The organism is Acidovorax sp. A79, assembly GCF_041154505.1.
Classification (GTDB): Bacteria; Pseudomonadota; Gammaproteobacteria; order Burkholderiales; family Burkholderiaceae_C; genus Acidovorax.
The window spans coordinates 1,950,705-1,975,928 of sequence record NZ_AP028672.1; the positions used below are offsets into that span (position 1 = coordinate 1,950,705).

The window sequence follows — 25,224 nt, forward strand, 5'->3', positions numbered from 1 at the left end:
TGCGCAACAGCGCCGGCCATGAACAAAATTATCTGCAGTGGACAACCTCCTGAAAAGTCAAACTTCTACGACATTCCTTGGTAGCTACGGTTTGCGCACGCTGCCTTCTATTTGCGGAGCCAATGAAGCCAAAATGGCTTGCGCAATGACGGCATTACCCTTATCACCAAAGTGAAACTGGTCCAAAAACATGTCATCCTCGGCCCTGTAGCGGTCGAAGACCCCAGAAATATCAACAAACTCGAAGTTCTTCAGCCTGATGGCTGACAGACTTGCGGCAATTGCCTGGTAGCTTTGCAAATAATATTCTTTAGAGTTAGAGAGAAAATCTTTTTCACGTGAGCTTAAAGATTTTTTCGTCACAGAAAGAGTAGGCTGTAGAAAGAACACCCAATTTACATCCTGAAGAGCATGCGCTCCTAATCGGACATTCTTTTCAAGCCGATAGGCAACCGTCTGCACGGGTACAGGCTGCGGCAGAGGACGTGTCTGCGGCAAATCCGATAGTTCCTTTCTACCAGCCGTCTTCAAACCTGTATTTGCCAGTGTTCTAAAATAATCATCCGAAAATGCACTAAACCAAAGAACATTCCGGCCTGCGTCTGCCCAAAAAACGTCATTGTTTCCAGACAGCGAAATCACCAGATCTGGCTGCAGCTCAGAAAGATAGTTCTCAATGGCAATCCGCTCGTGTGTAGAAGCCCAGGCTGGATTGGCAAAAGTAAAGACCTCATAGCGCACACCCGGCTTTGGCAAATTTTTATTGAGCAGTTCATTCAAGAGGCTGCCAATTGTCTGCTCCTGACTTGGAGCACCCGATCCATAAGCGGTGGAGCCCCCGGTGAGAAAAATGCGATAAACCCCCCGTGGCTTGGGCATCTGGAGTTCCTCGCGGTTGCGCATCTGCCAGGAGTTGATATGCGCATTTTGGTGCTGCCCCGGTGAAGGGGCAGTGCCCACAAAAGGAGTCGGTTGATTAGGGACCGACCAACTGATGGAACGGATATCCGGCGCAGAACTGGTGTAAGCGCGCGCATATTGATTGCGCTGCTCATCCTTCAAAGGGGTCACTGCCAGCACTCCCGCCAAGGTCTCCCCTTGCTCCACCCACTGGATGACTTTGTCGAACCGTCCAGCGACCGTGTACAGCCCAACCCAGTACCCCAAAGCCACAAGTGAACACAGAACTAGCGAAGGAAAAAGAATGTATATGAATTTCTTCATCGATCTAGAACAGCGTATAGATAAAAGGCGCAAATACCGAGCCATGCCCGAACACGATGAGGGCTCCCAGCAGCAGCAAAACCAACAGCACCGGGATCAGTGCATAACGTTTGTGCTCTCGGAAGAACAGAATGAGTTCCTTGATCAGTTCCAACATCAGAATTGACGCTCCATGTGATTTTCCTTCCTGGGTATTTTTTTGACTCGGTATGTCGCTGCCTGTTTATCCCAGTTTTTTTGCAGCGTATCTTTTCCAAGCAGTCGCATGATCATCCCCAAGGGCATGAAGACCAAGAAGAAGACACCCCCCAGAACAATTCTGACATTCACCCACTCCAGCACCCGGCCCAACCGCATCCAGCCCTTGTACACCAGACTCAAGGCCACCGGTTTCAGAACGGACAACACCAGAAATACTGCGGCGACACCCCAGGGCCAATAAGCCCATTTCAGAGACCACCACCAGGGCACAAACAGGCCAAAAACCACGGCAAAAAAACCTGCCATGACAAAGCCGAATTTCCGCAGCTCGCTGTCACTGGTGACGACTTCCGTATTATTTTTGATCATATTCATCAATCCAGCGCCAGTGCACCCTTGCGGGCGGCAATCTTGACATCCTTTTGTGCACCTTTGGACAACAGAACATTGCCCAATACCAGGTAGTCCATATCCGTGCCCATGAAACAGCGGAATGCGTCTTCCGGGGTGCAGACGATAGGCTCACCGCGCACATTGAACGAGGTGTTGACCAACACCGAACAACCGGTCTTGCGCTCAAAAGCGCTCAACAGGCGGTGGAATTCTGGATTGCTGCTTTTACTCACTGTCTGTACGCGTGCCGAATAATCCACATGGGTGACAGCGGGAATCGTCGAGCGGACCTGATGCAGCTGTGCCAAGCCATGCAGGGGCTGATCCGGCCGGGCCTGGATGTCTTCATGGACCTGCGCCACCAACAGCATGTAGGGGCTCGGCCGGTCCAGATGGAAGTACCGGCCCACAGCCTCTTCCCTGACGGCGGGGGCAAAAGGCCTGAACGATTCGCGAAACTTGATTTTCAGGTTCAACTGCGACTGCATGGCACTCGAGCGCGGATCCGCAATGATCGACCGCGCGCCCAGCGCCCGGGGACCGAACTCCATCCGGTTCTGAAACCAGCCCACCACCTTCTCACGGGCCAGCAGGTCCGCCACCGTGTCAGACAGTTGGTCCGGCTCCACCACGGTGTAGTGCGCCCCCAGTTCATCGAGTTTCGCGACGATCTCGGCCTGTTCATAACGCGGCCCGAGCAAGGAACCCTGCATCTGATCGACACCCGGCACATACATGCGGTCTTGTTTGCGGTAGGTATGATAGACCGCGTAGGCGGCGCCCAATGCGCCCCCTGCGTCTCCGGCGGCGGGTTGAATCCAGATATCCTTGAAAATGTTCTCCCGCAAGAGGCGACCATTGGCCACGCAATTCAAGGCGACCCCGCCGGCCAGGCACAGAAACTCGGCTCCCGTGTCTTTCTGCAGCTGCCGGGCCAGTTTGAGGATGATGTCTTCTGTCACCACCTGGATGGATGCCGCCAGATCCATGTCCCGCTGGGTAGGCACGCTCTCCGGGTCTCGCGGCGGCCCACCGAACAGGTCAGAGAACTTCTGGTTGGTCATCCGCAATCCGGCGCAGTAATCAAAGTAGTCCAGATTCAGGCGGAAACTCCCATCCTCCTTGAGGTCAATCAGGTTATCCCAGATCAACTGGGTATAAATGGGTTTCCCATAGGGCGCGAGGCCCATGAGTTTGTACTCCCCCGAGTTCACCTTGAACCCGAGGTAATAGGTGAATGCCGAATACAACAACCCCAGCGAGTGCGGGAAGTCGATTTGCCACAAAGGAGTTAATTCCGAACCTCTCCCCAGCCAGGCCGATGTGGTCGCCCACTCACCTACTCCGTCCAGGCACAATACGGCCGCCGTTTCATACGGGCTCGGATAGAAGGCGGATGCCGCATGCGACTCATGGTGCTCGGCGAACAGGATGGGAGGAAGCTCCGACTCCTTGCAGGAAAGCAGACCGGCCAGTTCCTGCCGGAGTGTCCTTTTCAGATACAGCTTTTCCTTGAGCCAGACAGGCACGGCCATGACAAAAGAACGAAACCCACGGGGCGCATAGCTCAAATATGTATCCAGCAAACGCTCGAACTTGAGGATGGGCTTGTCATAAAAAACAATGGAATCCAGTTCATGCACACCAACATTGGCCTCCGCCAAGCAGTACTGGATTGCATTTCTTGGAAATCGTTCATCATGCTTTTTTCGCGTGAAACGTTCTTCCTGAGCCGCAGCGATAATCCTGCCTGATCGCAATAGCGCTGCCGCGCTGTCATGATAATACGCAGATATTCCCAGTATATTCATTGCAACCCACAAAAATAATCTTATCTACTCGTAAAATCGAAAAACATCAATCACACATGAATTTCTCGAATTTCCCGTTTACTCAGAATTTTGACAAGGAAGAGAAAAAGGCTTGATAAACTCTCTTGCCGAGGATGGCCTGACCATACTCATTGAAGTGCAATCCACTTTTGTCAAGCCATTCTGAAAAATCATCCGTATTTACGATACTGACATGCGGCACGCCTCGAGCCGCCTTTTGCTGGGCAAGCCGCACGATTTCTGCATGCACCCACGCAGAATTTTTTTGAATTCTTCCAAGCACGACTGGGACATCTTTTGTCTCTGCACAGTTCATACTTTGAACATCTTCTCGGAAACGCCGGATAAATTCCTTGAGATTTTTTTCATAATTTCTTGCCCATTCTTTATGCATTGCATCGGTTTCGCCTTGCATAAAAAAAACACCAGCCACCTTCAAATTCACTTCCGCCCTCTTGGAATTGTGAGCTTCGGCAATCATTTTCATAAGCTCTTTATATAATCGCCCCCCCGGAGACCAGCTGTCAGCATTGGCCGTTGGGTTTAGCGAAGTATTTGAAACAGCCAGTTTTACAATGTAGTGGTCCTTCGGAGGCCGATCATTCAGGTAGCGTGCAAAATACAGCTCAGGTCCAAACATGTCTTGTGCACCAGTACCCGGGGGGAAATACTGGGGCACATGGGCCACGTTTTTGTAACCGAAGCCCGGCCGCGCTAGCTGCCACGTCGCAAAACGGCTCCAATTTACGGTGCTGGAATGTATTGCATCGTCCATGCCGGCAATTCCCGGCCCTGCATTGAAGATTCCGTAGATCTTCACGTTCGGAAAAACGCTATCTTCCTGAACGTAATTATTGGGGCCACTGATGATGTCTCTGACTGACGCCAAGCCGACCGCGTTGGATTGTCCTGCGATGACAAAAAGCTTGCGAGTTGGAACCATTGGGTTGGCATCTACCGCCAGACATTGCTGAGCGAAACTGCTGCTGCTAGCGCATGCCAAACCCCACAGGCAGACCATACTGCCCAACAGGCGAAGAGTGAGTTGCCGGAATGCCACACCAACTTTCACATCCGCCTTCTTCAGGCCGTGCCGCCCACCGTCAGCCCCTCGATGCGCAAGGTAGGCTGGCCGACGCCCACGGGTACGCTCTGGCCTTCCTTGCCGCAGGTGCCCACGCCGCTGTCCAGGCGCATGTCGTTGCCGATCATGGTCACCTTCTTGAGCGACTCGGGGCCGCTGCCGATGATGGTGGCGCCCTTCACGGGGTAGAGGATCTTGCCGTTCTCGACCCAGTAGGCCTCGCTGGCGGAGAACACGAACTTGCCCGAAGTGATGTCCACCTGGCCGCCGCCGAAGTTGCTCGCGAACAGGCCTTTCTTGATACTGGCCACGATCTCCTGGGGATCCTTGTCGCCGCCCAGCATGTAGGTGTTGGTCATGCGCGGCATGGGGATGTGGGCGTAGCTCTCGCGACGGCCGTTGCCGGTGGGCGCCACGCCCATCAGGCGTGCGTTGAGGGAATCCTGGATGTAGCCCTTGAGGATGCCGTCCTCGATGAGCACGTTGCGCTGGCTGGCGTGGCCTTCGTCGTCCACGTTGAGCGAGCCGCGGCGGTCGGCGATGGTGCCGTCGTCCAGCACCGTGACGCCCTTGGCCGCCACGCGCTGGCCGATCCGCCCGCTGAATGCGCTGGAGCCCTTGCGGTTGAAGTCGCCTTCCAGCCCATGGCCGATGGCCTCGTGCAGCAGGATGCCGGGCCAGCCAGGGCCCAGCACCACGGTCATTTCGCCAGCAGGCGCGGGGCGGGACTCCAGGTTCACCAGCGCGGCATGGACCGCTTCGTCCACGTAGCGGCCCATCTGCTCGTCGTCGAAGTAGGCCAGGCCGAAGCGGCCACCGCCGCCAGCGGACCCCATCTCGCGGCGGCCGTTCTGCTCGGCGATCACCGTCACCGACAGGCGCACCAGGGGGCGCACATCGGCCGCCAGCGTACCGTCGGCCCGGGCCACCAGCACCACGTCGTATTCGCTGGCCAGGCCCGCCATCACCTGCGCCACGCGCGGGTCCTTCGCGCGCGCGCGCTGTTCCAGCTTCTCGAGCAGCGCCACCTTGGCGGTGCTGTCCAGGGAGGCGATCGGGTCCACGCCGGGGTACAGGCTGCGGCCAGCAGCTATCTTTTTAGTAGCTACCCGCGCTTTCCCCGCCTGCGCTGCAGACGAAATGGATCGTACCGTGCGGGCCGCATCCATCAAGGAAGCCTGCGAGATGTCGTCCGAGTAGGCAAACGCCGTCTTTTCCCCGCTGACCGCCCGCACCCCCACCCCCTGGTCGATGCTGAAGGAGCCCGTCTTGACGATGCCCTCTTCCAGGCTCCAGCCCTCGCTGCGCGTGTACTGGAAGTACAGGTCCGCATCGTCCACCTGGTGGGTGCGGATCTCGGCCAATGCCCGTGCGAGATGGCTCTCATCGAGCCCGAAGGGGGTCAGCAGCAGTTCGCGAGCGACGTCGATGCGCTGGCTGGTGGCCGCGCGCTGGGGCGCGGCAGTGGTGGAGCGGGAAGTCATCGGGGCATTTTAGGCGCGCGGCCATGCCCGGCAGGGCACGAGGCGGTATGTCCCTATGCCGCATCACGCGGCCGCCCCGATGCTCAGGCTGCCGTCTGATCGTCCAGGCCGGCCTGCGGGGCGTGCGCCTGCACGGATTCGATGCCCGCATCCCGCGCCTTGGCGCCGGAGTACATCTGGCTTTGCCCGATGACCTGGCCATTGCCCGCCTTGAGCGTGAAGTAAGGGGATCCGTCCTTGGCGCTCAGGCGTCCGAACCGGCCGCCCTCGGGCGCGTTCTTGCGCACGGCCTCAATCCCGCCCAGCGCGCTGGCCCGGGATTCGTACAGCTCGCTGGTCAGGATCACCTGGCCGTTGGTGGCCAGCAGGTTGAAGACAAATTTATCGTTCTTCGACTTCTTCAGCTCGAACTTCGCCGCCATGGGGAATCCCTTCGGTTGCTCTGAGGCCAAGGCACAGTTGGCCTGCCGGTTTGTACCCTCTTGCGGCGGCCCACGCAACGCCCGGGCAGAGACCCTGGGCCTTGCCAAGATTCATCCGGGGCCACGCCGCCCCGGCGCGGTGCGCTACAGCGCGGGACGCGCGTCCTTGGGTTCCTGCTTCTGGGCGCGGGCGACCGACATCAGGATGCCCAGTGCCAGGCCCAGCGTGACCATGGCGGTGCCGCCATAGCTGATGAAGGGCAGTGGCACGCCCACCACGGGCAGTATTCCGCTGACCATGCCCATGTTCACGAAGGCGTAGGTGAAGAAGATCATGGAGACCGCCCCGGCCATGAGGCGCCCGAACAGGCTCGTGGCCCCCGCGGCGATCGACAGCCCGCGCCAGACCAGCATCAGGAAGCAGACCAGCAGGAAAAGGTTGCCCGCCAGGCCGAATTCCTCGGAAAACGCGGCAAAGATGAAGTCGGTGGTGCGCTCCGGGATGAACTCCAGGTGCGTCTGCGTGCCCGCCATGAAGCCCTTGCCCCACATGCCCCCGGAGCCGATGGCGATCATGCCTTGGATGATGTGGAATCCCTTGCCCAGCGGATCGCGCGTCGGGTCCAGCAGGGTGCAGATGCGCTGCTGCTGGTAGTCATGCAGCACCGACCAGCGCACGCCGTCCGCGCACAGCTGGTCGCCCAGGAGCACCAGCGCCAGCACGCCAATGCCTCCCAGCAGCACCGGCGGAAGCACCAGTTTCCAGGACAGGCCCGCGAAGAAAATCACCGACAGCCCCGCCGCCAGCACCAGCAGCGAGGTGCCCAGGTCGGGCTGCTTCATGATCAGCCCCACGGGCAGGGCCAGCAGCAGCCCCGCAGCGGCAAAGTCGAGCGGGCGCAGGGTCCCTTCCCGCTTCTGGAACCACCACGCGAGCATCAGCGGCATGGCAATTTTCAGGATTTCGCTGGGCTGGATGACGATACCGACGTTGACCCAGCGCTGCGCGCCTTTTTTGGTGATGCCGAACAGCGCCACCGCCACGAGCAGCGCCACGCCCGCCGCATACAGCGGCACGGCGAACACCATGATCTTCTGCGGCGGCACCTGGGCCACCATGAACAGGATCGCCCCCGCGATGAGCATGTTGCGCCCATGGTCCATGAAGCGCGTGCCGTGGTCGTAGCCCGACGAATACATGGCCAGCAGCCCGGCGCATGCCAGCAGCACCACCACCAGGAGCAGCGGCAGGTCGAACCCGCGAAACAGGGGAAGAAAACGCTGGGCGAGCGTGGGTTTCTCAAAAACAACGGCCATCGCGGGATTATCGTGGCCCCGGGGCCCGCCCGCACCAGGCGGCGTTCACCCCGCCTGGCGAAAGGCCATCACCGCCTGGTTGCGCAGGGTGCGCAGCAGCCCGAGGGCCTTGTCGTCCACGACGATGCCCCCGGCCATGGACTGGTCGGCGTAGATGAGCGCGAAGGTCTGGCCCTTGATCTGCAGCGGAAGCAGCAGGAACGAGGGTGCGTTGAGCCCCGTGCGGTACCACTCGGGCAGGCGGGACTGCATCCTGGGCTCGGTCGCGTCGTTGATGAGCGTGTCGGCGCCGCGCAGGCAGACAGCGGCGAACAGATCTCCCTGGGCCTTGAGCGGCACTTTCATGGCGCGCACGGCGGCCTCGCTGCCTTCGCCCAGGCCGAAGCGGCCGGTCAGCAGGTCGGTGCGCGCCTCGCGCAGGCAAAACACCATGCGCCGGAACCCCAGCGCGCGAAACATGGTCTCCAGGATCATGCGCAGCACGTCGTTGAGCTGAAAGCTCTCGACCATGGCGTTGGTGACATCCTGGATGCCCGCGGCCAGCACCTCGTTGACCTGCGCCACCGACACCGCGCCGCCGGCCTGGGACTCGAGCACCGCGGGCAGCGGCTGGGTTTCGCTGGCCCGCAGCTCGTGCGAGCCCAGGGGGTCGTCCTGCGGCATGGCGGCACCCGTCGGGGGCGGCAGCTTCAGCAGCCGCGCGGCGGGCGTGCCCGGGTCCACGCGCAGGTCCAGCGCCTCGGCCAGCGCCACCAGCTTGTGGCGGGCACGCAGGGTGGCATCGGAGATCGCGTCGGCGGACAACGCCAGCGTGCGCGAATAGCGCGTGCCGATCTGGCCAAGGCGCCCTTCCAGCGCGGCCGGCTCGCTCAGCAGCAGCGTGCTGGCCACCTCGTTGGCCGCCATGGCCACCCACCGCAGGCGCTCCACCCCCTGCTCCGGGGCGCGCTGCATCGGCGAGCCCAGGGGCTTTCGCATGCAACGCTGCAGGCTCTCGGGCAGCCCCCAGACGCGGGCCACGCCCACACCCAGGTCCTCGAACCCCAGGCCCAGCACCTGCAGCGCGGCGGCTTCTTCGCCGCCTTCCACGCGGCCCGACGCCAGCAGGCTGCGCACCTGCCGCGCCTCTTCCGGAAAATAGAACTCGCACAGCATGCGCCCCAGGTTCTGGAACATGGCCCCGATGAAAGCCTCCTCGGCCGCCTGGGCCGATGCGCACAGTTCGGCCGCCACCGAGCCGGCCATCATGGCGCGCAGGAACTCCTCGCGCATCTGGCTCGCATGGGCCTTGTCCTGCATGTGGTCCAGCAGCACCAGGCTGAGCGCCATGTTGCGCACGGCGTTGAAACCCACCAGGCTCACCGCCCGCGACACGGTGCTGATCGTGCCGCGCCCCGCATGGGCGTAGTGCACGCTGTTGACCAGGCGCAGCAGCTTGTTGGTGAGCGCCACATCCTTCAGGATCTCGTGCGTGAGGTCGCTGATGCTGTCGTCCTCGGAGTTGGCGACGCGCTGGATGCGCGCCACCGAATCGGAGAGCGCCGGGAAATCGCTCTTGTGGCGCATGCGCCGCAGCAGGAAGTCGAGCGTGGCGTTGCTGGCCGCCGTGGGCGCGCTCGCGGGCGCGGCCCAGGCGCGCAGGGCATCGCGAAACTCCGCCGCCGAGGCGTAGCGCCCGCCCGGCTCGCGGGCCATGGCGCGCTGCAGGATGGCCCGCAGCCCATCGTCCACGCCCGGGCCCAGGTCCTGCGGCAGCTGCAGGGCTTCATTGGCGATGTGGTACAGCGCCTGCCAGGTGTCCTTCTGGTGGACCAGCGGATGGCCGGTGAGCATCTCCACCAGCACCAGCGCCGCGGAATACACATCCATGGCGGGCGCGGGCGCCGCGCCCGCCGCGGCCTCGGGCGCCAGGTAGGCCGGGGTGCCGCTGGCCATCTGGGCATCCGGCGTGGCCTGCATGGGCGCCGCCATGCCGAAGTCCATGACCCGGGCGTGGCGCTGGGCGTCGATCATGATGTTGGACGGCTTGAGGTCGCGGTGCACGATGCCCGCCTGGTGCGCAGCCTGCAGGCCGTCGAGCACGTCCACCATCAGGGCCACGGCATCGTGGGGCGTGCAGCGCCCCTGCTGCGCCATGTGTTCGGCCAGTGTCCTGCCCGGCACGTACTCGAAGACGATGTAGGGCTGGCGGCCCTGCACGTCCGCCTCGAACACCGGCACGATGAAGGGGTGCGCGAGGCGCCCCACGTGCCGGGCCTCGCGCAGCCAGTGTTCGAGCACCGACGGGTCCTGGTCCTGCACGGGGCGCATGAGCTTGATGGCCACCTCGCGCTGCAGGCGCGGGTCCAGCGCCAGCCACACCGTGGCCTGGGCGCCCCGGCCCAGAAGCCTTTTCAGCTCGAACCTCCCCAATGAAGCGGGCGGCTTCTCGGCGGATCCCAGGGCCCAGCGTTTGGCGGTGGAAAGCGGGGCAAAATCAGTCATGGTGGGGATCAAGGCTGCGGGCTCCACCGTGTGGCGCCCATGCCACGCATCTTATGTCTGGGCCACCGCCCTTTGCAGCAGTGATTCCCCTGCCTTGTCGTTTTCCCCCTCCATGACCACCACCCACCTCCTGTACCTGCACGGCTTTCGCTCCTCTCCCCAGTCCGCCAAGGCCCGGCAGATGGCGGCGTACGTGGCGCTGCACCATCCGGGCGTCACCTTCTGGTGCCCCCAGCTGCCGCCGTCGCCCCGGGCGGCGATGGCGCTGGTGGCGCAGGGCATCGCCCACTGGCCCGGCGCGGCCATGGCGGTGGTCGGCTCGTCGCTCGGCGGTTTCTATGCCAGCTGGGTGGCGCACCACAAGGGCTGCCCCAGCGTGATGCTCAACCCCGCCGTCCACCCGGCGCGCGACCTGGAGCGCCACATCGGCGAGCAGACCTCCTGGCACGACCCGGCACAGCGGTTCTACTTCCAGCCGGAGTACATCGGCGAGCTGCGGGCGCTGGACACTTCGGACCAGCCCCCCGCCGCCCCGGAGATGGCCATCATCGCCAAGGGCGACGAAGTGCTGGACTGGCGGGAAATGGCGGCGCGCTACCCGCATGCGCGGCGGATCGTGCAGGAGGGGGGCGAACACGCCCTCGCCAATTTCAGCGACCACCTGCCCCAGGTGGCCCAGTTCCTGCGCCTGGCCTGACCACCAGCGCCACGCGGGCGCCTGTGCTCAGCGGGCGCGGGACGCCCCGGCGCCACCCGCCCCCATCCAGCGGGCATGGTCGTCCGGGTAGGCGATGCGGTAGCGCTTCATGTGGAACGCGGCTTCATCGTCCTTGCCCAGCATCACGGCGCTTTCGATCAGTGCCTCGATGACGCGGGGCTCGGGAGAGTAATGGAGCAGCTCGTGGGCCAGGGCATTCATCTGCTGCGCGTTGTCCCGCGAGAGCGCCATCGTGGTGAGGCGCGCGAAGTCCAGCTGGCTCGCAAACATCACGGAAGAGGACACCCGGCCAGGCAGGTCATCCCGGTACGCCGGGGCCCTTTGCGCGCTGGGCTTGTAGAACTGGCTCACGCGGTGGTAGTCCCAGGCGGCAACGCCGCACACGGCGAGGACCGCCACGGCCCCCACCAGCCCCGCAAGCCCCGCCCCCCGCGCGGGGCCGCCCGCCGCCCGCCGCGGCCAGGCCAGCAGCGCCACCGACAGCAGGGCCACCAGCTGAAAAGGCCCGTACCACAGCGGGTACTCCAGCATGCTGTGCAGCCCGATGATCGCCAGGGCACCCCAGGCCAGCTGGCGCGCGGGATCGGTCTCGCGCCAAGGCCGGGCGTGCACGCACCAGGCCACGAACGCCCCGCACAGCGCCAGGGCCGCCGGCAGGCCCAGCTCCACGGCCAGGTGCAGGGGCAGGTTGTGCGCGTTGTCCAGCAGCACGCAAAAGCGCTCGCCGGGGAACAGCGTGATGTAGTGCGCATAGTCCAGCTCCCCCCAGCCCCAGCCCAGCCAGGGCTTTTGCGCGATCAGGGTGAACATGTTGGACCACAGCACCCGGCGGCTGGTGCACGCGTGCGCGCCATCGGTGAAGCGATGGAACAGCGCATCTGCACGGACGCCCTGGAACTGCCAGAGCAGCTCGGGCAGCAGCCATGCGGCCGCGAGAAAAATCGAAAGCCCGACCGCGCCCATGCGCAGCGCGCTGCCCCTGCCGGGCCCCCGCCACAGCACCAGCAGCCCCAGGATGAGCAGCCACTGCACGGCGACTGTCCGCGACGCCGTGGCGGCCTCGCCCACGGCGATCCCCGCCAGCGCTGCCGCAGCAAGCACGTTCGAGAGCGCGGTGGATGGCGGCCACCGCCCCGGGCCCGGCGCTTCCCCGCCGCGTTCCCCTGCGTGGGACGGCCGGGCATGCAGCGCCCACCACAGCCAGGCCCATGTGCCCAGGCTGAGCAAGGTCGCCTGCTGGTTGCGCTGGCGCAGATTGCCCACGGCCTGCCCGGGCACGGAGGCGTGGATCCAGGGGCCCAGGCCCACATCGCCCGCCACGTACTGGACAAGTCCGATGGCGCTGGCCACGACCGCGGCCGCGCCCAGCCCGCCCGCCAGCAGCATTCCCCACCAGGCGCGCCCTCCGCGCCGGGGTGCCTCCGCGTGCACCGACCAGGCCCCCAGCAGCAGGAGCACGGCCACGCACACCCACGACACCAGCACGGGCCAGAAATTGGAGATCGGGGAGTCGGTGAAGGCGAAGAGGAACGGCAAGACCACTGCGAGCAACGCCAGCGGTGCGGCAATGGCATCAAAAAGCATGTCGATAGAACCGTGCCATCATGAAGGACCCTGGATCATAGGGGCTGGTTTCGCACCCCGCACCCCGCACCCCGCGCGCCGCCGCCTGCCCGCACCTGCCCTGCCGTCCTCCCGCCTGGCGGGCGCTCCCGGGCCGCCGGTAACATCTCCACCAGGCAACTTCCTCGCACACCCCATGAGAATCGCCCTGCTTTCCGACCTGCACCTGTCCGTGCAGCCCCTGGCCCTTGCCGTGCCCGACGCCGACGTGGTGGTGCTGGCCGGAGACCTGCAGCGGCCCGCGCAGGCCATGGCGTGGGCACGGCAGCTGGGACTGCCCACGGTCTTCGTGGCGGGCAACCACGAGTTCTACGGCTCGGACCTCGTGACCACCATGGCGCAGCTGCGCGCGCATGCCGAGGGCAGCGGCGTGCGGGTGCTCGAACGTGGCGAGTGGCGCCACGGCGGCGTGCGTTTCCTGGGGTGCACGCTGTGGTCGGACTACCGGCTTTTTGACTCGCCGCAGCAACGCGACGAGACCCTGGCCAAGGCCGTGGAGCTGGTGCGCGACTTCACCCGCATCCGCGTGGCGCCCGAATTTCCCCAGCCGTTCACCCCCGCGGTGTCGCAGATGCTCTTCGACCAGTCCGTCGCCTGGCTGGAAGAGCGTTTTGCCGAGCCGTTTGACGGCCCCAGCGTGGTCGTCACGCACTTCGCGCCGGCGCGCGGCAGCATTGCCAGCCAGTTCGCCGGCTCGCCGCTCAATGCCTGCTTCGTCTCCGACCTGGAGGAGCGCATCCTGCGCTGGCAACCCCGCCTGTGGCTGCACGGCCACGTGCACGACAGCTTCGACTACACCATCGGCGCCACGCGCGTCGTCGCCAATCCACGGGGCTACGCGCCCCAGGGCGTGGTGGAAAACAAGGCGTTCGCTCCCGGACTGGTCCTGGAGATCTGACAATCGGCGCCCGGCACCCATGGGAGAATGCCGGCCATGCATGCATTGTTTGAAGAAGCCGGCAAGTTCATGGCCGGCCGTATCCTGTCCGAAGCCGACACCTCCGCCCAGGTCGAGCTCGACTCGGGCAAACGGGTCAAGGTCAAGGCCGCCAACCTCCTCCTGAAATTCGAGAAACCTGCTCCCGCCGAGCTGGTCGCCCAGGCCCAGGCCGTGGCCGAGACCATCGAGCTGGACCTGGCCTGGGAATTCGCGCCCGAGGACGAATTCGGCTTTGCCGACCTGGCGCGCGACTATTTCTCCGACAACGCCACGCTGGCCCAGCAGGCCGGTGCGCTGTTCCGCCTATACGACGCGCCCCACTATTTCCGCCGCGCGGGCAAGGGCCGGTTCAAGAAGGCATCGGCCGAGATCCTGCAGCAGGCGCTGGCGGCCATCGAGAAGAAAAAGGCCGTCCTCGCGCAGATCGACGAATGGGCCGCAGCGCTCGGGCGCGGTGAGTGCCCCCAGCCCATCCGCGACCAGCTTTACAAGATTCTGTTCAAGCCGGACAAGAACGCGCCCGAATACAAGGCCGTGGTGGACGCCAGCCGCGCCACGCACACCGCGCCGCTCGACCTGCTGCAAAAGGCCGGCGCCATCGACTCGGCCTACCAGTTCCACTGGAAGCGCTTTCTGTTCGAGAACTTCCCCAAGGGCACGGGCTTTCCGGCCGTCACGGCGCCCGCCATTGCGGACGAGCTGCCGCTGTCGCCCGCGCAGGCGTATTCCATCGACGATTCGCAGACCACCGAAATCGACGATGCGCTGTCGGTGCAGGGCCTGGGTACGGGCACCGTGGTGCTGGGCATCCACATCGCGGCGCCCGGCCTGGCGATCCAGCCGGGCAGCGCCATCGACCAGCTCGGCCGCGCGCGCCTGTCCACGGTGTACATGCCGGGCTACAAGATCACCATGCTGCCCGACGACGTGGTGCAGACCTACACGCTGGACGAGGGCCGCGCCAACCCGGCCGTGTCGCTGTACGTGACCATCGACGAGGCCACGCTGGAGTTCAAGAGCTCCGAGACCAAGCTCGAGCGCGTGCACGTGGTCGCCAACCTGCGCCACGACCAGCTCGATGCGGTGGTGACCGAAGAATGGCTGTCCAACCCGGCGTTCGAGCATCAAAACGACCCACAGCGCTTGTCCGACCTGCGCCCCCAGCTATCATTTTTGCACCGCCTGGCCAAGGAACTCAAGGCCCGCCGCGAAGTCGTGCGCGGCAAGCCCGAGAACTTCAACCGGCCGGACTACAACTTCCGCCTGGTCGGCAACAACGGGGCCGAGCCCACGGGTGATGAACAAGTGCAGATCAGCGTGCGCCAGCGCGGCGCGCCGCTCGACCTCATCGTGGCCGAGGCCATGATCGTGGCCAACAGCACCTGGGGCAGCTGGATGGCCGAGCTGGGCGTGCCCGGCATCTACCGCAGCCAGGCCAGCATGGCGCCGGGCGTGAAGGTGCGCATGGGCACCAAGGCACTGCCGCATGCGGGCATCGGCGTGAAGGCGTATTCATGGGCCACATCGCCCCTGCGCCGCTACACCGACCTGGTCAACCAGTGGCAGATCATTGCCTGCGCCCGCCACGGCAAGACCGCCGCGCTGGCCGCGCCCTTCAAGCCCAAGGACGCCGACCTGTTCTCCATCATCAGCAGCTTCGACGGCGCCTACAGCGCCTACAACGGCTACCAGGCCGGCATGGAACGCTTCTGGACGCTCAAATATGTAGAGCAGCACGGCATCACCGAACTGAACGCCACCGTCTTCAAGGAAGGCCCGGGCGGCAGCTTTTTGGTGCGGGCGGACGACATTCCGCTGGTCTTCCCGGTGCTGGGCGCGCAGAACCTGCCGCGCGGCGCGCGCCTCCTGGTGAAGCTGGGCGAGGTGGACGAGATCACCCTGGACATCCACGGCACCGTGATCGAGCGCCTGGACGACCCGGCCGATAGCAGCGACGACGGCCCGGTGGAGGACGCCGAGGAAGAAGACGACACCGTGGCGGGGCCCATCGCCATCGCCGTGGATGTGAACGAGGCCGAACCCGCCACCGCTGATAATCCCACCCCGTGAACATGGCCCCCACGCTCCCCGGCCCCGTCTGGCCCCGGTCCCCCGAGGGGGCCGCGTTGGATTCGGGGGCATCCCTGAAATGAAACTGCCCGCCTTCCTTCGCACCTTCAGCACGCTGCAGCTGGCGCTGGGCGTGTCCATCGCCGTGCACGCCGCTCTGATCTCGGTGCGCTTCATCGACCCCGAAGGCTTCAACCGCGTGTTCCAGGACACGCCGCTCGAAGTCATCCTGGTCAACGCCAAGTCCAACGAGCGCCCCGACAAGGCCCAGGCCATCGCCCAGACCAACCTGGCGGGCGGCGGCGATGCCGACAAGGGCCGCGCCACCAGCCCCCTGCCGTATTCGGCGCTCACGGCCATTGGCGACGATTTCGAGGAAGCGCAGCGCAAGATGGATGCGATGCAGGAGCAGCAGGCGCAGCTGCTGGCCCAGCTGCGCAAGCAGCTGGCCACCCTGCCCGAGCCCGACCCGCGCAAGCCCAGCCAGAGCGCCGAGCAGGCCAACGAGCAGGAAAAGCGGCGCCAGCTCGTCAAGCTGCTGGCCGAGATCGAAAAGCGCATCAACGAAGAAAACTCGCGCCCCAAGAAGCGCTACATCAGCCCCGCCACGCGCGAGGAAGCCTACGCCGCCTACTACGACACGCTGCGCCGCAAGGTGGAAGACAAGGGCACCGAGAACTTCCCCGAACAGGGCGGGCGCAAGCTGTACGGCGAGCTCACGATGATCGTCACCGTCAACCACGACGGCCGCGTGCTGGAGACCGAGGTGGTGCAAGGCTCGGGCAACACCACACTCGACCGGCGCGCCGAGGCCATTGCCCGCGCCGCAGGGCCCTTTGGCGCCTTTGGCACCGACATGCGCAAGAAGGCCGACCAGATCGCCATGGTGGCGCGCTTCAAGTTCACGCGGGACCAAACCCTGGAAACCAGTGTTCGGTAACCCCCCTGAGTCGCCTGCGGCGCCTTCCCCCCAGGACGACGCCGCCAGCCGCCTGGCAAAGCCAGTTCCGCGGCAGCCCCGGCCTGACCCCGCTCCCTGCATGCAGCCCTTGTTGTTCCCATGACACCTTCGCCTCTCGCCCCCGACCTGTACTGCGTGATGGGCAACCCGGTGGCGCACAGCCGCTCGCCCGCCATCCACGCCCGCTTCGCCGAACTGACGGGCGAGCACATCGCCTACGAGCGCCGCCTGGTGCCCAGGGATGGTTTTGCGCAGGGCGTGCGCGACTTCGCGGCCCAGGGCGGGCGCGGCTGCAATGTCACCGTGCCTTTCAAGACCGAGGCGCCCGGTCTCGCCACCGAATGCAGCGAACGCGTGCAACTGGCCGGTGCGGCCAACACCCTGACCTTCCGCGCCGACGGCGGCATCTATGCCGACAACACCGACGGCCTGGGCCTGGTGGCCGACATCACGCGCAACGCGGGCATCTCGCTGGCGGGGCGCGATGTGCTGCTGGTGGGCGCCGGTGGCGCCGCTGCGGGCGTGCTGGGCCCGCTGCTGCGGGCCGGTGCGCGCCACATCACCGTGGCCAACCGCACGCTGGCCAAGGCACAGGCCCTGGTGCAATCGCACAGCGCGCTCGCATCGCTACAAAAATCGGAGCTGCTAGCGCTTATCCCACAAGCGCTAGATGCCAATTTTGATGTCATCATCAATGCCACGGCCAGCAGCCTTGCCGGTGCCGAGGTGCCGGTGCCCGCCCACGTGCTGCGCCCGGGCTGCCTGGCCTACGACATGATGTACGGCCCCGCAGCGCAGGGTTTTCTGGACTGGGCCCGGCGCCACGGCGCCGTGCCGCGCGACGGCCTGGGCATGCTGGTGGAGCAGGCCGCCGAAGCGTTCCTGCTGTGGCGCGGCGTGCGCCCGCCCTCGGCGCAGGTGCTGGCCGAACTCCAATCCGCCCTCTGACTGAACCCACGGAACAAGGACACGCTGCGATGAAAGCCGTGCTGCGCTGGCTGGGACTGGTGGTGCTCGCCTTCGTGGCGCTGCAGCTGTTCTTCGTGGTCCGCATCGCGGCCATGGTGGCCATCGACCCGGAATCCACCAGCTTCCAGCGCTCCGAGGCCTGGGCGCAGCTGTCCAGCACGGGCCAGGTGCGCTGGCGCCAGCAATGGGTGCCCTACGCGAGCATCTCGGACTCGCTCAAGCGCGCCGTGATCGCGTCGGAAGACGATGGCTTCGTGAGCCACGACGGCGTGGACTGGACGGCCATCGAGAAGGCCTGGGAGCGCAACGCCAAGGCCGAGGCCCAGGCCAGCAAGGCGCAGGCCCGCGCCCCCGACCGCCCCGTGCGCGCCCCGAAGATCCGGGGCGGCTCGACCATCACGCAGCAACTGGCCAAGAACCTGCTGCTCTCGGGCGAGCGCACGCTGCTGCGCAAGGGGCAGGAGTTCGTGCTGACGCTGCTGCTGGAGCAACTGCTCTCCAAGCAGCGCATCCTGGAGATCTACCTCAACAGCGTGGAGTGGGGCGAAGGCGTGTTCGGCGCCGAGGCGGCCGCGCAGCACTACTTTCGCAAGAGCGCCAGCAAACTCACCGCCGGCGAGGCCGCGCGCCTGGCGGTGATGCTCCCGGCCCCCAAGCGCTTCGAGAAAACACCCGGGTCCGCGTATCTGGCGGGCCGGTCGCGGACGATTCTGGCGCGCATGGGCAGCGCGGAGCTGCCGTGACGGGGCGGGCCCTGCGCCACCGCAGGGCCTGGGGGCACCTGGCCCTGCACCCGCCCGGGCGGCGCGCCTAGCGCCGCCGCGCCAGCCGCACCATCACCGGCCCGTCAGGCCGCAAGGTCACGTGCAGCCTCGGCGCGCACGCGGGCGCCCCACCCGGCAACCGCAGCTGATAGCGCTGCAGCAGCATGGCCGCGAGCAGCGTCATCTCCAGCATCGCGAAGTGCTGGCCAATGCACACGCGCGGGCCCACGCCGAACGGTATCCATGCACCCTTGGGGATGGCCGGGGCATCGTCCAGAAAACGCTCGGGCACGAACCGGTCGGCCTGGGCAAACCAGCGTTCATCCCGGTGCAGCACCCAAGGCGTGATGCGCAGCATCGCGCCCTGGGGCACGGCCAAGCCCCCCAGCGTGATGGGCGCGGTGGTGCGCCGGGTCATCAGCGCGGCAATCGGCGGGTACAGGCGCAGCGCCTCCTTGAGCGTGGCGGCCAGAAAGGGCAGCCGGGCCAGATGCTCGGGGCCGGGCGTCTGGCCCGGGGGCAGCACGCTGTCCACCTCGGCCTGCGCGCGCTGCGCGGCCTCGGGGTGTTCGGCCATCAGGCGGCTCCACCACAGCAGCGTGGTGGCGCTGGTTTCGTGCCCGGCCTGGAAGCTGACCATGCACTGGTCGAAGACCTCCTGCGGCGACAGCGGCTCGCCCGTGGATTCGTCGCGCAGCGCCAGCAGCATGTGCAGCAGGTCGGTGCGCGGCGGAGCGCCCGCCGGGCCGCCCTCTTCCCGCCTGCGCGCATCGATGTGGCGCTGCACCAGCCCCCGGAGCGCCTTGAGCGCGCGCCGCTTGGCGGACTTGCCGGGCAGGGGCAGCCAGTCGGGCAGCGTGAAGGGCATGAACATTTCGCGGAACGCCGTCTCCGACAGCGTCTGCGTGGCCCAGGCGGCGTCGCGCGCATCGGCCTTTGCCGACTCGCTGAACAGCGTGCGCAGGATCACGTCCATCGCCACGCCGGTCCACAGTGTGTCCATGGGCACCAGCGCCTCGGCCTGGCCGGCGGGCACGGCGGCATCGAGCGCGCTGCGGGCGGCATCGGTCATCAGTTGCGCATAGCCCGCCACGCGCCTGGGGCTGAACGCGGGCATCAGCATGCGGCGCTGGCGCTGCCAGGTGTCGCCCTCGGTGACCAGCACGCTCTGGCCGAACACCTGCTCGAACACGGCAATGCCGCGCTCCCAGCGGATCAGCTGGTCGGCATGGGTGACCAGCGCCTCGCGCACCAGCTCGGGCGACATGAGGTCCCATGCATCCTCATGAACCAGGCGCATGCGGGTGAGGTCGCCATGGCGGCGCTGCAGCCGCACGACAAAGCCCAGGTAGTCGGCGCGCATGTCGCGCAGCAGGGGCAGCCCCCACCAGCGGCGGGCAGGGCCGCCAGGCCGTGCGGCCTGGGCGGTGGCGGGGGGTATCGGAGCGGTCGCGGCGGGAGTGGTGGTCGTGGTGTTCATGCCGTGCATGGTGCAATGCAGCAGCCGCCGGGTATTGAACGAATTCGACATCGCCCCTGGCCTACACTCGCGCCCCATGGCAACCCTGGTCCCACCTTCCGCACGGCATCCACAGGGGCTGATCCCCTCGGGCCAGCTGTGGCTGCCGCGCGCCAGCCTGTCGGCCTGCCTGCGCGGTGCCATGGTGCGCAGCACGCTGGGCTACGCGCTCCGTGACGAGCAACGCATCAACCGCTTTCCGGCCACGCCCCTGTGCAGTCTGAGCTGGTGGTTTGAGGGTCGCAGCGAATGCCTGGTGCCCGAGCGCCCCGACACCATGCCCGGCCTGCACAGCCCGCGCGAGGCCTACCCCGGTCGCTGGGTGCTGACGGGCCCGCACACTCGGCCCAGCACCAGCTATTGCGCCCATCCCACCCACGCCATGATGGTGATGTTCATGCCCGATGCGCTGCACCAGCTCATCGGCCTGGAGCCCGAGACGCTGACCGACCGCATGGTGGACGCGCAAACCGTGCTGCCGTCCGACTGGATCGCGATGTGCGAAGCCGTGCAGCACCAGCCCGACGACGCGGCCCGCATGGCGTGCCTGGAAGCATTTCTGGAGCCCCGCTGGCAAGCCTGCCGCCCCGCCCAAGCGCTGCAGGCGCAGCGCTATGGCGACTGGGCCATGCACCTCGCGCAACGCGCCGCCGTGTCCGCCCCAGGCCGCAGCCTGCGCCAGCTGGAGCGCCGCATCAAGCGCTGGGCAGGGCTGCCGCTGCGCGAGCTGCGCGGCTTCGGCAAGGCCGAGCAGGCGTTCTTCGACACCATCGCGGCCGAGGCTGTCCACGGCACGGTGAAATGGGCCGATGTGGCGGCGGGCGCAGGTTTCTCGGACCAGTCGCACCTGTGCCGCGTCACCCGGCGCGTCACCGGCTACGCACCGCAGGCACTGTATGACGGCATCTACGGCGACGAAGCGTTCTGGGCGTACCGCATCTGGGTGTAGGTGCAGCGGGGGTGGCCGCCCGCCCGCAGTCCGCCACGGCGGCGCACGCCGCAGGGCGCACGCCACGTATCATCCCCGCCATGCTTGCCAAGTTGATGAGTCTTTTTCTGCTGGGGATCGTGCGGTTTCTCACCGGCTCCCAGGCCCGCTGGTATGGCTGCCCGCCCAAGGCCGAACAGCGTATCTACTTCGCCAACCACCAGAGCCATGCCGACATGGTGCTGATCTGGGCCGCGCTGCCCGAGGAGCTGCGCAGCATCACCCGCCCCATCGCGGCCAAGGACTACTGGACCAAGACGCCCTTGCGGCAATGGATCACCACGGCCGTGTTCAACGCCGTCTATGTGGACCGGCAGGCCACGCCCGCGCGGCCGACCGCGGCTGTGGCGGCGGAGCCCGGGGGCGCGCCCGCGGCCCCGGCCGATGCCGACACCGCCATGGCCGGCGGCCCCGACCCCTCGCCCGAAGCCCCGCCCCGCCCGCCCAGCCCCGAGGCGCTGCGCGCCGCGCTGCCCGAGTCGGACCCGCTGGCGCCGCTGGTGCGCGCGCTGGAGAGCGGCGACTCCATCGTGATCTTCCCCGAGGGCACGCGCGGCCATGGCGACGAGCCGCAGCCGTTCAAGTCGGGCCTGTTCAAGCTGGCGCAGATGTTCCCGCAGGTGGTGCTGGTGCCCGCCTGGATCAACAACGTGCAGCGCGTGATGCCCAAGGGCGAAGTGGTGCCCGTGCCCATCCTGTGTTCCGTGACCTTTGGCGCACCCGTCCAGCTCGAAGCGGGTGAAGAACGCCGTCCGTTCCTGGACCGCGCACGCCGCGCCGTGATCGCGCTGCGGGAAGTCTGACCATGACGATCCCCAAGCCCCTGCCCTCGCCTATCGCCGCGCCCCCGGGGGCGGCACGGACATGAACAACTTCCTGCGCAACCTCACCGCCACCCAGCAGATCGGGGCCCTGTTCCTGGTCGTGTTCGGCATCCTGTCCATCGTCACCGTCTGGGCCTTCGTGCGCAACCTGCGCGAGCACGCGGGCGACGATCCCGAATCCGAGGCGCGCGCGCTGGAGGCCAAGCGCTTCTGGGGCCTGCTCAAGACCTCGTGGATGATGGCCACCGTGTTCTGGGTGGGCTGGGTGCTGGGCGACACCGTGGCCACCGTGCTCTTCGCGATCGTGGGCTTTTTCGCGCTGCGCGAGTTCATCACGCTCTCGCCCACGCGCCGGGGCGACCACCGCAGCCTGGTGCTGGCCTTCTTCGTGGTGCTGCCGCTGCAGTTCTGGATCGTGGGCAGCAAGCACTTCGACCTGTTCACGGTGTTCATCCCCGTCTACGTGTTCCTGGCCCTGCCCGTGGTGAGCGCGCTGGCCAACGACCCGCAGCGGTTCCTGGAGCGCAACGCCAAGCTGCAGTGGGGCATCATGGTCTGCGTGTACGGCATGAGCCATGTGCCCGCGCTGCTGCTGCTCGACTTTCCGGGCTACCGCGACAAGGGCGCTTTCCTGGTGTTCTTCCTCGTCTTCGTGGTGCAGACCTGCATGGTGGTGCAGCATCTCCTGGGCCGGCGCTTTCCGCACAAGCCCGTGGCGCCGCAGGTCAGCCAGAGCTTCCAGTGGGCGAGCTGGCTGGCGGGCGTGGGCGTGGGCGGGCTGGTGGGCACGCTGCTCACCTTCATCACGCCCTTCAAGCCCGGGCAGGCGCTGGGCATGGCGCTGCTGGCCTGCGTGGCGGGCAGCCTGGGGCACCTGGTGATGAAGGCGCTCAAGCGCGACCGTGGCATCACGAGCTGGGGCATGCAGGGCATGTCCGTCACCGGCGCGGGCGGCCTGCTCGACCGGGTGGACGCCCTGTGCTTCGCGGCGCCGGTGTTCTTCCATTCGGTGCGCTGGTACTTCGGCCTCTGACAATAAAATCGGCCGCCAGCATTTTACCAACAAGCGCTGGTAGCTATCAAATAAATAGCAAATGCGCATTCTCGGCATCGACCCCGGCCTGCAGACCACCGGCTTCGGCGTGGTGGACATGGACGGCCACCAGCTCAGCTACGTGGCCAGCGGCACCATCCGCACCACCACGCTGGCGCTGGGTGACCTGCCCGGGCGCCTGAAGATCCTGTTCGACGGCATCACCGAAGTGGCCGCGCGCTACGAGCCCGATGTGGCCTCGGTCGAGATCGTGTTCGTCAACGTCAATCCGCAGTCCACCCTGCTGCTGGGCCAGGCGCGCGGCGCCTGCATCACGGCCCTGGTGGCCAGCAACCTGCCCGTGGCCGAATACACCGCGCTGCAGATGAAGAAGGCCGTGGTCGGCCATGGCCGCGCGGCCAAGAGCCAGGTGCAGGAGATGGTGCGCCGCCTGCTGTGCCTGCCCGGCCTGCCGGGCACCGATGCGGCCGACGGCCTGGGCATGGCCATCACCCACGCGCATGCCGGTGCGGCCATGGGGCGGCTGGGGGAAGCGGCCACGCTCAACCGGCGCCAGCATGCGATGTACAAGGGCGGGCGCAGCTACTGACCCCCGGGCGCCCGCAAGACGGCGCCCCGCTGCGGCTTCGCCCGGCCACCCGCCGGAATGCCGGCGTGCCACAGGCAAAAAAATACCGCGCCCGAAGGCGCGGTATAGCCCCACCAGGGTTTCTGCGGCAATGACAGGGTCAGGCCACCTGGGTCTTGAGCCGGTCGGCACGCTCCTTGGGCGAAGGGTGCGTGGACAGGAAGCTGGTGGAATCCCCGCCCGACATGGCGGCGAGCTTTTCCAGGGCCGTCACGCAGGCCGCGGGCTGGTAGCGCTTGGCCTTCATGAAGCCCATGGCGTAGTCATCGGCCTCGCGCTCGTTGCCTTGCGAGTGCTGGGCGCGTACCACCTTCTCGAACAGGTCACCCAGCTGCGAGCTGGCGATGGCACCGGCCTTGCCGTTGCTCGACGCCACGGCGTTGCGCAGCGCGCTGGTGCGCAGGGCGGTCTGGATGCGGGCCTTGGTGTGGCCGGCCTTGACGTGGCCGATCTCGTGGCCGATCACGTAGCGCACCTCGTCGTCGGTGAACTTGTCCATGAGGCCCGAATACACGCGGATCGTGCCGTTGGCCATGGCGAAGGCGTTGATCTCGGGCGTGAGGTAGACCTTGAAATTCATCTTGAGGCCGTCGTGCGTGCCCAGGCCCGAGGTGAGTTTGGTGAGGCGGGTCGCGTAGGGGTTGCCTGCGGGGGCCACCTTGTTCTGGCGGTCCATCTCGGCGGACATCTGGTCGAACGTGCTCTTGAGTTCCTCGTCCGACAGGCTTTCGGACTTGGCGAGGTCCTTGCCCGCATCCAGCATCTTGCCCAGGTCGAACTGCGCCCACACGGGCGATACGGCGCTCACGCCGGAAGCCAGGGTCACGAGCGTCAACAATTTACGGCGGTCCATCGGGGTTCCCTCTCTGACGTCAGTCAGTTGATTGATCTTGGTCTGATTGTTTTTTTGCGCAACCAACCGCAAGCAGTGGTGGGCGCGCGCCGAAGGATAGCCACGCCAGTGCCGTTTCCGGCCCCTGGCGATGTCTGCAGATGTAAGAACTGTGTGCCGATGCTGGCGGCGGGCGCGGCGGCGCTGATGGCCGCAGCCATTGCCGTGCCAGAACAGCCGGGAATGTGAAAAAAACGCTCCAGGCGCTTACTGGTCAATCACATCACGCTGCACAAAACATAGCATTCGACGGTATTGGTCAGCCGCTGTGCCGCGCCCAGTCATGCGGCTGCCCCCGGGATTCAGCGCCCCAGGCCCCGCTTGAGCTCCTTGAGCAGCAGCAGCACCTGGTTGGATGCGTGGCGGCAGCTTCCGTTGAGCAACTGCACGGCCTTTTGCTGCTCCCCCGCCTGGAACAGGGTCACGACATCGGCCGCCTGCTGGTGGAAGTATTTGTGCCGCGCCACCAGCATGTCGAACGCCGGAAAGTGCCCCAACCGCACGCGCCCCGTGCCGTAGAGCCAGCGGCCCAGGTCGCAGCGGTCGTCCTGGCAGATGCGGTCGGGCCGCATGACCTCCTGCGAGCGGCCATTGACCATGTCCTGCAGCTGCAGGCGCCAGCGCTCGTGGCTGGCGATGGCCGCGTCGATGTCGATCTCGGTCATCAGCATGGAGGCGTATTCGGCGTCCAGCACCAGCTCGCTGCCGTTGTCTTCCATGGCCCAGGTGGTGTCGGGGCTGGCAGGGTCTTGCTCCCGGATCTTGAACAGGCGGCTGAAAAAACCCATGCTTGGTCCCAGTAAAGGCCTCGTGCGGGAAACCGGAAATCGTCC

General features: G+C 65.9%; 23 protein-coding genes. 10 read left to right on the forward strand and 13 right to left on the reverse strand.

The features are described from left to right. Positions 1-84: 84 nt before the first annotated feature. From ACAM51_RS08920 to ACAM51_RS08960, 9 genes are all read right to left on the reverse strand, one after another. The gene (locus tag ACAM51_RS08920; RefSeq protein ID WP_369643334.1) at positions 85-1,224 is read right to left on the reverse strand and encodes an SGNH/GDSL hydrolase family protein; all 1,140 of its coding nucleotides are present in this window, start codon (positions 1,222-1,224) and stop codon (positions 85-87) included. Positions 1,225-1,228: 4 nt separating this feature from the next. Continuing rightward, positions 1,229-1,381, reverse strand: a complete 153-nt coding sequence (locus tag ACAM51_RS08925) for a DUF5989 family protein (RefSeq protein ID WP_198928100.1) — start codon at positions 1,379-1,381, stop codon at positions 1,229-1,231. After that, positions 1,381-1,800 (reverse strand): SxtJ family membrane protein, encoded by a 420-nt coding sequence (locus ACAM51_RS08930; protein ID WP_369643335.1) that lies wholly within the window; start codon positions 1,798-1,800, stop codon positions 1,381-1,383. Before ACAM51_RS08930 ends, ACAM51_RS08925 begins: the two co-directional genes overlap by 1 nt. Next, on the reverse strand, positions 1,800-3,629 hold the full coding sequence (locus ACAM51_RS08935; RefSeq protein ID WP_369643336.1) for a carbamoyltransferase: 1,830 nt from the start codon (positions 3,627-3,629) through the stop codon (positions 1,800-1,802). Before ACAM51_RS08935 ends, ACAM51_RS08930 begins: the two co-directional genes overlap by 1 nt. 82 nt (positions 3,630-3,711) lie before the next feature. After that, positions 3,712-4,722, reverse strand: a complete 1,011-nt coding sequence (locus tag ACAM51_RS08940) for a sialate O-acetylesterase (RefSeq protein ID WP_369643337.1) — start codon at positions 4,720-4,722, stop codon at positions 3,712-3,714. Between the two features lie 11 nt (positions 4,723-4,733). Then, positions 4,734-6,218 carry a metalloprotease TldD gene (tldD, locus tag ACAM51_RS08945; protein WP_218296074.1) on the reverse strand — a complete coding sequence of 495 codons (1,485 nt, stop codon included), beginning with the start codon at positions 6,216-6,218 and terminating at the stop codon, positions 4,734-4,736. An 83-nt stretch (positions 6,219-6,301) separates the two neighbouring features. Further along, positions 6,302-6,640 (reverse strand): YegP family protein, encoded by a 339-nt coding sequence (locus ACAM51_RS08950; RefSeq protein ID WP_218296075.1) that lies wholly within the window; start codon positions 6,638-6,640, stop codon positions 6,302-6,304. Positions 6,641-6,784: 144 nt separating this feature from the next. Further along, positions 6,785-7,957 (reverse strand): rod shape-determining protein RodA, encoded by a 1,173-nt coding sequence (rodA, locus tag ACAM51_RS08955; RefSeq protein ID WP_218296076.1) that lies wholly within the window; start codon positions 7,955-7,957, stop codon positions 6,785-6,787. Positions 7,958-8,002: 45 nt separating this feature from the next. Beyond that, entirely contained in the window at positions 8,003-10,441 is a 2,439-nt protein-coding gene (locus ACAM51_RS08960; protein WP_218339698.1) for a serine/threonine protein kinase, read from the reverse strand. 112 nt (positions 10,442-10,553) lie between these two features. Here ACAM51_RS08960 and ACAM51_RS08965 point away from each other — a divergent pair, with 112 nt between their 5' ends. Further along, a complete protein-coding gene (locus tag ACAM51_RS08965) occupies positions 10,554-11,138 on the forward strand; it encodes a YqiA/YcfP family alpha/beta fold hydrolase (RefSeq protein WP_218339699.1) in 585 nt (194 codons plus the stop codon). Between the two features lie 27 nt (positions 11,139-11,165). On the opposite strand, the gene ACAM51_RS08970 is transcribed toward ACAM51_RS08965, so the two are convergent. Next, positions 11,166-12,743 carry a Wzy polymerase domain-containing protein gene (locus tag ACAM51_RS08970; protein WP_218296079.1) on the reverse strand — a complete coding sequence of 526 codons (1,578 nt, stop codon included), beginning with the start codon at positions 12,741-12,743 and terminating at the stop codon, positions 11,166-11,168. A 175-nt stretch (positions 12,744-12,918) separates the two neighbouring features. Here ACAM51_RS08970 and ACAM51_RS08975 point away from each other — a divergent pair, with 175 nt between their 5' ends. The 5 genes from ACAM51_RS08975 (at position 12,919) to mtgA (ending at position 18,465) form a co-directional block, all read left to right on the forward strand. Next, a complete protein-coding gene (locus tag ACAM51_RS08975; protein ID WP_218296080.1) occupies positions 12,919-13,680 on the forward strand; it encodes a metallophosphoesterase in 762 nt (253 codons plus the stop codon). A gap of 36 nt (positions 13,681-13,716) precedes the next feature. Next, a complete protein-coding gene (locus ACAM51_RS08980; RefSeq protein ID WP_218339700.1) occupies positions 13,717-15,792 on the forward strand; it encodes a ribonuclease catalytic domain-containing protein in 2,076 nt (691 codons plus the stop codon). Positions 15,793-15,871: 79 nt separating this feature from the next. After that, entirely contained in the window at positions 15,872-16,732 is an 861-nt protein-coding gene (locus ACAM51_RS08985; RefSeq protein WP_218296082.1) for a TonB family protein, read from the forward strand. Between the two features lie 120 nt (positions 16,733-16,852). Next, positions 16,853-17,701, forward strand: coding sequence for a shikimate dehydrogenase (gene aroE / locus ACAM51_RS08990; protein WP_369643338.1), 849 nt, complete (start codon positions 16,853-16,855; stop codon positions 17,699-17,701). 29 nt (positions 17,702-17,730) lie between these two features. Continuing rightward, positions 17,731-18,465 carry a monofunctional biosynthetic peptidoglycan transglycosylase gene (mtgA, locus tag ACAM51_RS08995; RefSeq protein WP_218296084.1) on the forward strand — a complete coding sequence of 245 codons (735 nt, stop codon included), beginning with the start codon at positions 17,731-17,733 and terminating at the stop codon, positions 18,463-18,465. Between the two features lie 67 nt (positions 18,466-18,532). Here mtgA and ACAM51_RS09000 read toward each other — a convergent pair whose 3' ends face one another. Further along, entirely contained in the window at positions 18,533-19,966 is a 1,434-nt protein-coding gene (locus tag ACAM51_RS09000) for a cytochrome P450 (protein WP_369643339.1), read from the reverse strand. 76 nt (positions 19,967-20,042) lie between these two features. On the opposite strand from ACAM51_RS09000, the gene ACAM51_RS09005 reads away from it, so the two are divergent. The 4 genes from ACAM51_RS09005 to ruvC all read left to right on the forward strand — a co-directional run bounded on the left by ACAM51_RS09005 (position 20,043) and on the right by ruvC (position 23,460). Next, entirely contained in the window at positions 20,043-20,954 is a 912-nt protein-coding gene (locus ACAM51_RS09005) for a helix-turn-helix domain-containing protein (protein ID WP_255591037.1), read from the forward strand. Between the two features lie 80 nt (positions 20,955-21,034). Further along, positions 21,035-21,796 carry a 1-acyl-sn-glycerol-3-phosphate acyltransferase gene (locus ACAM51_RS09010; RefSeq protein WP_218339704.1) on the forward strand — a complete coding sequence of 254 codons (762 nt, stop codon included), beginning with the start codon at positions 21,035-21,037 and terminating at the stop codon, positions 21,794-21,796. A 61-nt stretch (positions 21,797-21,857) separates the two neighbouring features. Further along, positions 21,858-22,850: a phosphatidate cytidylyltransferase gene (locus tag ACAM51_RS09015; RefSeq protein ID WP_218296088.1), complete on the forward strand. Its 993-nt coding sequence runs from the start codon at positions 21,858-21,860 to the stop codon at positions 22,848-22,850. A 61-nt stretch (positions 22,851-22,911) separates the two neighbouring features. Next, positions 22,912-23,460: a crossover junction endodeoxyribonuclease RuvC gene (gene ruvC, locus ACAM51_RS09020; protein ID WP_218339705.1), complete on the forward strand. Its 549-nt coding sequence runs from the start codon at positions 22,912-22,914 to the stop codon at positions 23,458-23,460. Positions 23,461-23,599: 139 nt separating this feature from the next. Here the strand turns inward: ruvC and ACAM51_RS09025 are convergent, their stop codons facing one another. Further along, a complete protein-coding gene (locus ACAM51_RS09025) occupies positions 23,600-24,352 on the reverse strand; it encodes a M48 family metallopeptidase (RefSeq protein WP_218296090.1) in 753 nt (250 codons plus the stop codon). Positions 24,353-24,693: 341 nt separating this feature from the next. Then, the gene (locus ACAM51_RS09030; RefSeq protein WP_218296091.1) at positions 24,694-25,179 is read right to left on the reverse strand and encodes a CZB domain-containing protein; all 486 of its coding nucleotides are present in this window, start codon (positions 25,177-25,179) and stop codon (positions 24,694-24,696) included. Between the last annotated feature and the right edge of the window lie 45 nt (positions 25,180-25,224).

What these genes read in the sequence shown, in the direction of transcription:
- ACAM51_RS09010 (WP_218339704.1), top strand. Translation starts at nt 21,035, where the DNA reads ATGCTTGCCAAGTTGATGAGTCTTTTTCTGCTGGGGATCGTGCGGTTT.
- ACAM51_RS08930 (WP_369643335.1), bottom strand. Translation starts at nt 1,800, where the DNA reads ATGAATATGATCAAAAATAATACGGAAGTCGTCACCAGTGACAGCGAG.
- ACAM51_RS08935 (WP_369643336.1), bottom strand. Translation starts at nt 3,629, where the DNA reads ATGAATATACTGGGAATATCTGCGTATTATCATGACAGCGCGGCAGCG.
- ACAM51_RS08980 (WP_218339700.1), top strand. Translation starts at nt 13,717, where the DNA reads ATGCATGCATTGTTTGAAGAAGCCGGCAAGTTCATGGCCGGCCGTATC.
- ACAM51_RS08970 (WP_218296079.1), bottom strand. Translation starts at nt 12,743, where the DNA reads ATGCTTTTTGATGCCATTGCCGCACCGCTGGCGTTGCTCGCAGTGGTC.
- ACAM51_RS08950 (WP_218296075.1), bottom strand. Translation starts at nt 6,640, where the DNA reads ATGGCGGCGAAGTTCGAGCTGAAGAAGTCGAAGAACGATAAATTTGTC.
- ACAM51_RS08925 (WP_198928100.1), bottom strand. Translation starts at nt 1,381, where the DNA reads ATGTTGGAACTGATCAAGGAACTCATTCTGTTCTTCCGAGAGCACAAA.
- rodA (WP_218296076.1), bottom strand. Translation starts at nt 7,957, where the DNA reads ATGGCCGTTGTTTTTGAGAAACCCACGCTCGCCCAGCGTTTTCTTCCC.
- ruvC (WP_218339705.1), top strand. Translation starts at nt 22,912, where the DNA reads ATGCGCATTCTCGGCATCGACCCCGGCCTGCAGACCACCGGCTTCGGC.
- ACAM51_RS09025 (WP_218296090.1), bottom strand. Translation starts at nt 24,352, where the DNA reads ATGGACCGCCGTAAATTGTTGACGCTCGTGACCCTGGCTTCCGGCGTG.
- ACAM51_RS08985 (WP_218296082.1), top strand. Translation starts at nt 15,872, where the DNA reads ATGAAACTGCCCGCCTTCCTTCGCACCTTCAGCACGCTGCAGCTGGCG.
- ACAM51_RS09000 (WP_369643339.1), bottom strand. Translation starts at nt 19,966, where the DNA reads ATGAACACCACGACCACCACTCCCGCCGCGACCGCTCCGATACCCCCC.
- ACAM51_RS08960 (WP_218339698.1), bottom strand. Translation starts at nt 10,441, where the DNA reads ATGACTGATTTTGCCCCGCTTTCCACCGCCAAACGCTGGGCCCTGGGA.
- aroE (WP_369643338.1), top strand. Translation starts at nt 16,853, where the DNA reads ATGACACCTTCGCCTCTCGCCCCCGACCTGTACTGCGTGATGGGCAAC.
- tldD (WP_218296074.1), bottom strand. Translation starts at nt 6,218, where the DNA reads ATGACTTCCCGCTCCACCACTGCCGCGCCCCAGCGCGCGGCCACCAGC.
- ACAM51_RS09015 (WP_218296088.1), top strand. Translation starts at nt 21,858, where the DNA reads ATGAACAACTTCCTGCGCAACCTCACCGCCACCCAGCAGATCGGGGCC.
- ACAM51_RS08965 (WP_218339699.1), top strand. Translation starts at nt 10,554, where the DNA reads ATGACCACCACCCACCTCCTGTACCTGCACGGCTTTCGCTCCTCTCCC.
- ACAM51_RS09030 (WP_218296091.1), bottom strand. Translation starts at nt 25,179, where the DNA reads ATGGGTTTTTTCAGCCGCCTGTTCAAGATCCGGGAGCAAGACCCTGCC.
- ACAM51_RS08920 (WP_369643334.1), bottom strand. Translation starts at nt 1,224, where the DNA reads ATGAAGAAATTCATATACATTCTTTTTCCTTCGCTAGTTCTGTGTTCA.
- ACAM51_RS08975 (WP_218296080.1), top strand. Translation starts at nt 12,919, where the DNA reads ATGAGAATCGCCCTGCTTTCCGACCTGCACCTGTCCGTGCAGCCCCTG.
- ACAM51_RS09005 (WP_255591037.1), top strand. Translation starts at nt 20,043, where the DNA reads ATGGCAACCCTGGTCCCACCTTCCGCACGGCATCCACAGGGGCTGATC.
- mtgA (WP_218296084.1), top strand. Translation starts at nt 17,731, where the DNA reads ATGAAAGCCGTGCTGCGCTGGCTGGGACTGGTGGTGCTCGCCTTCGTG.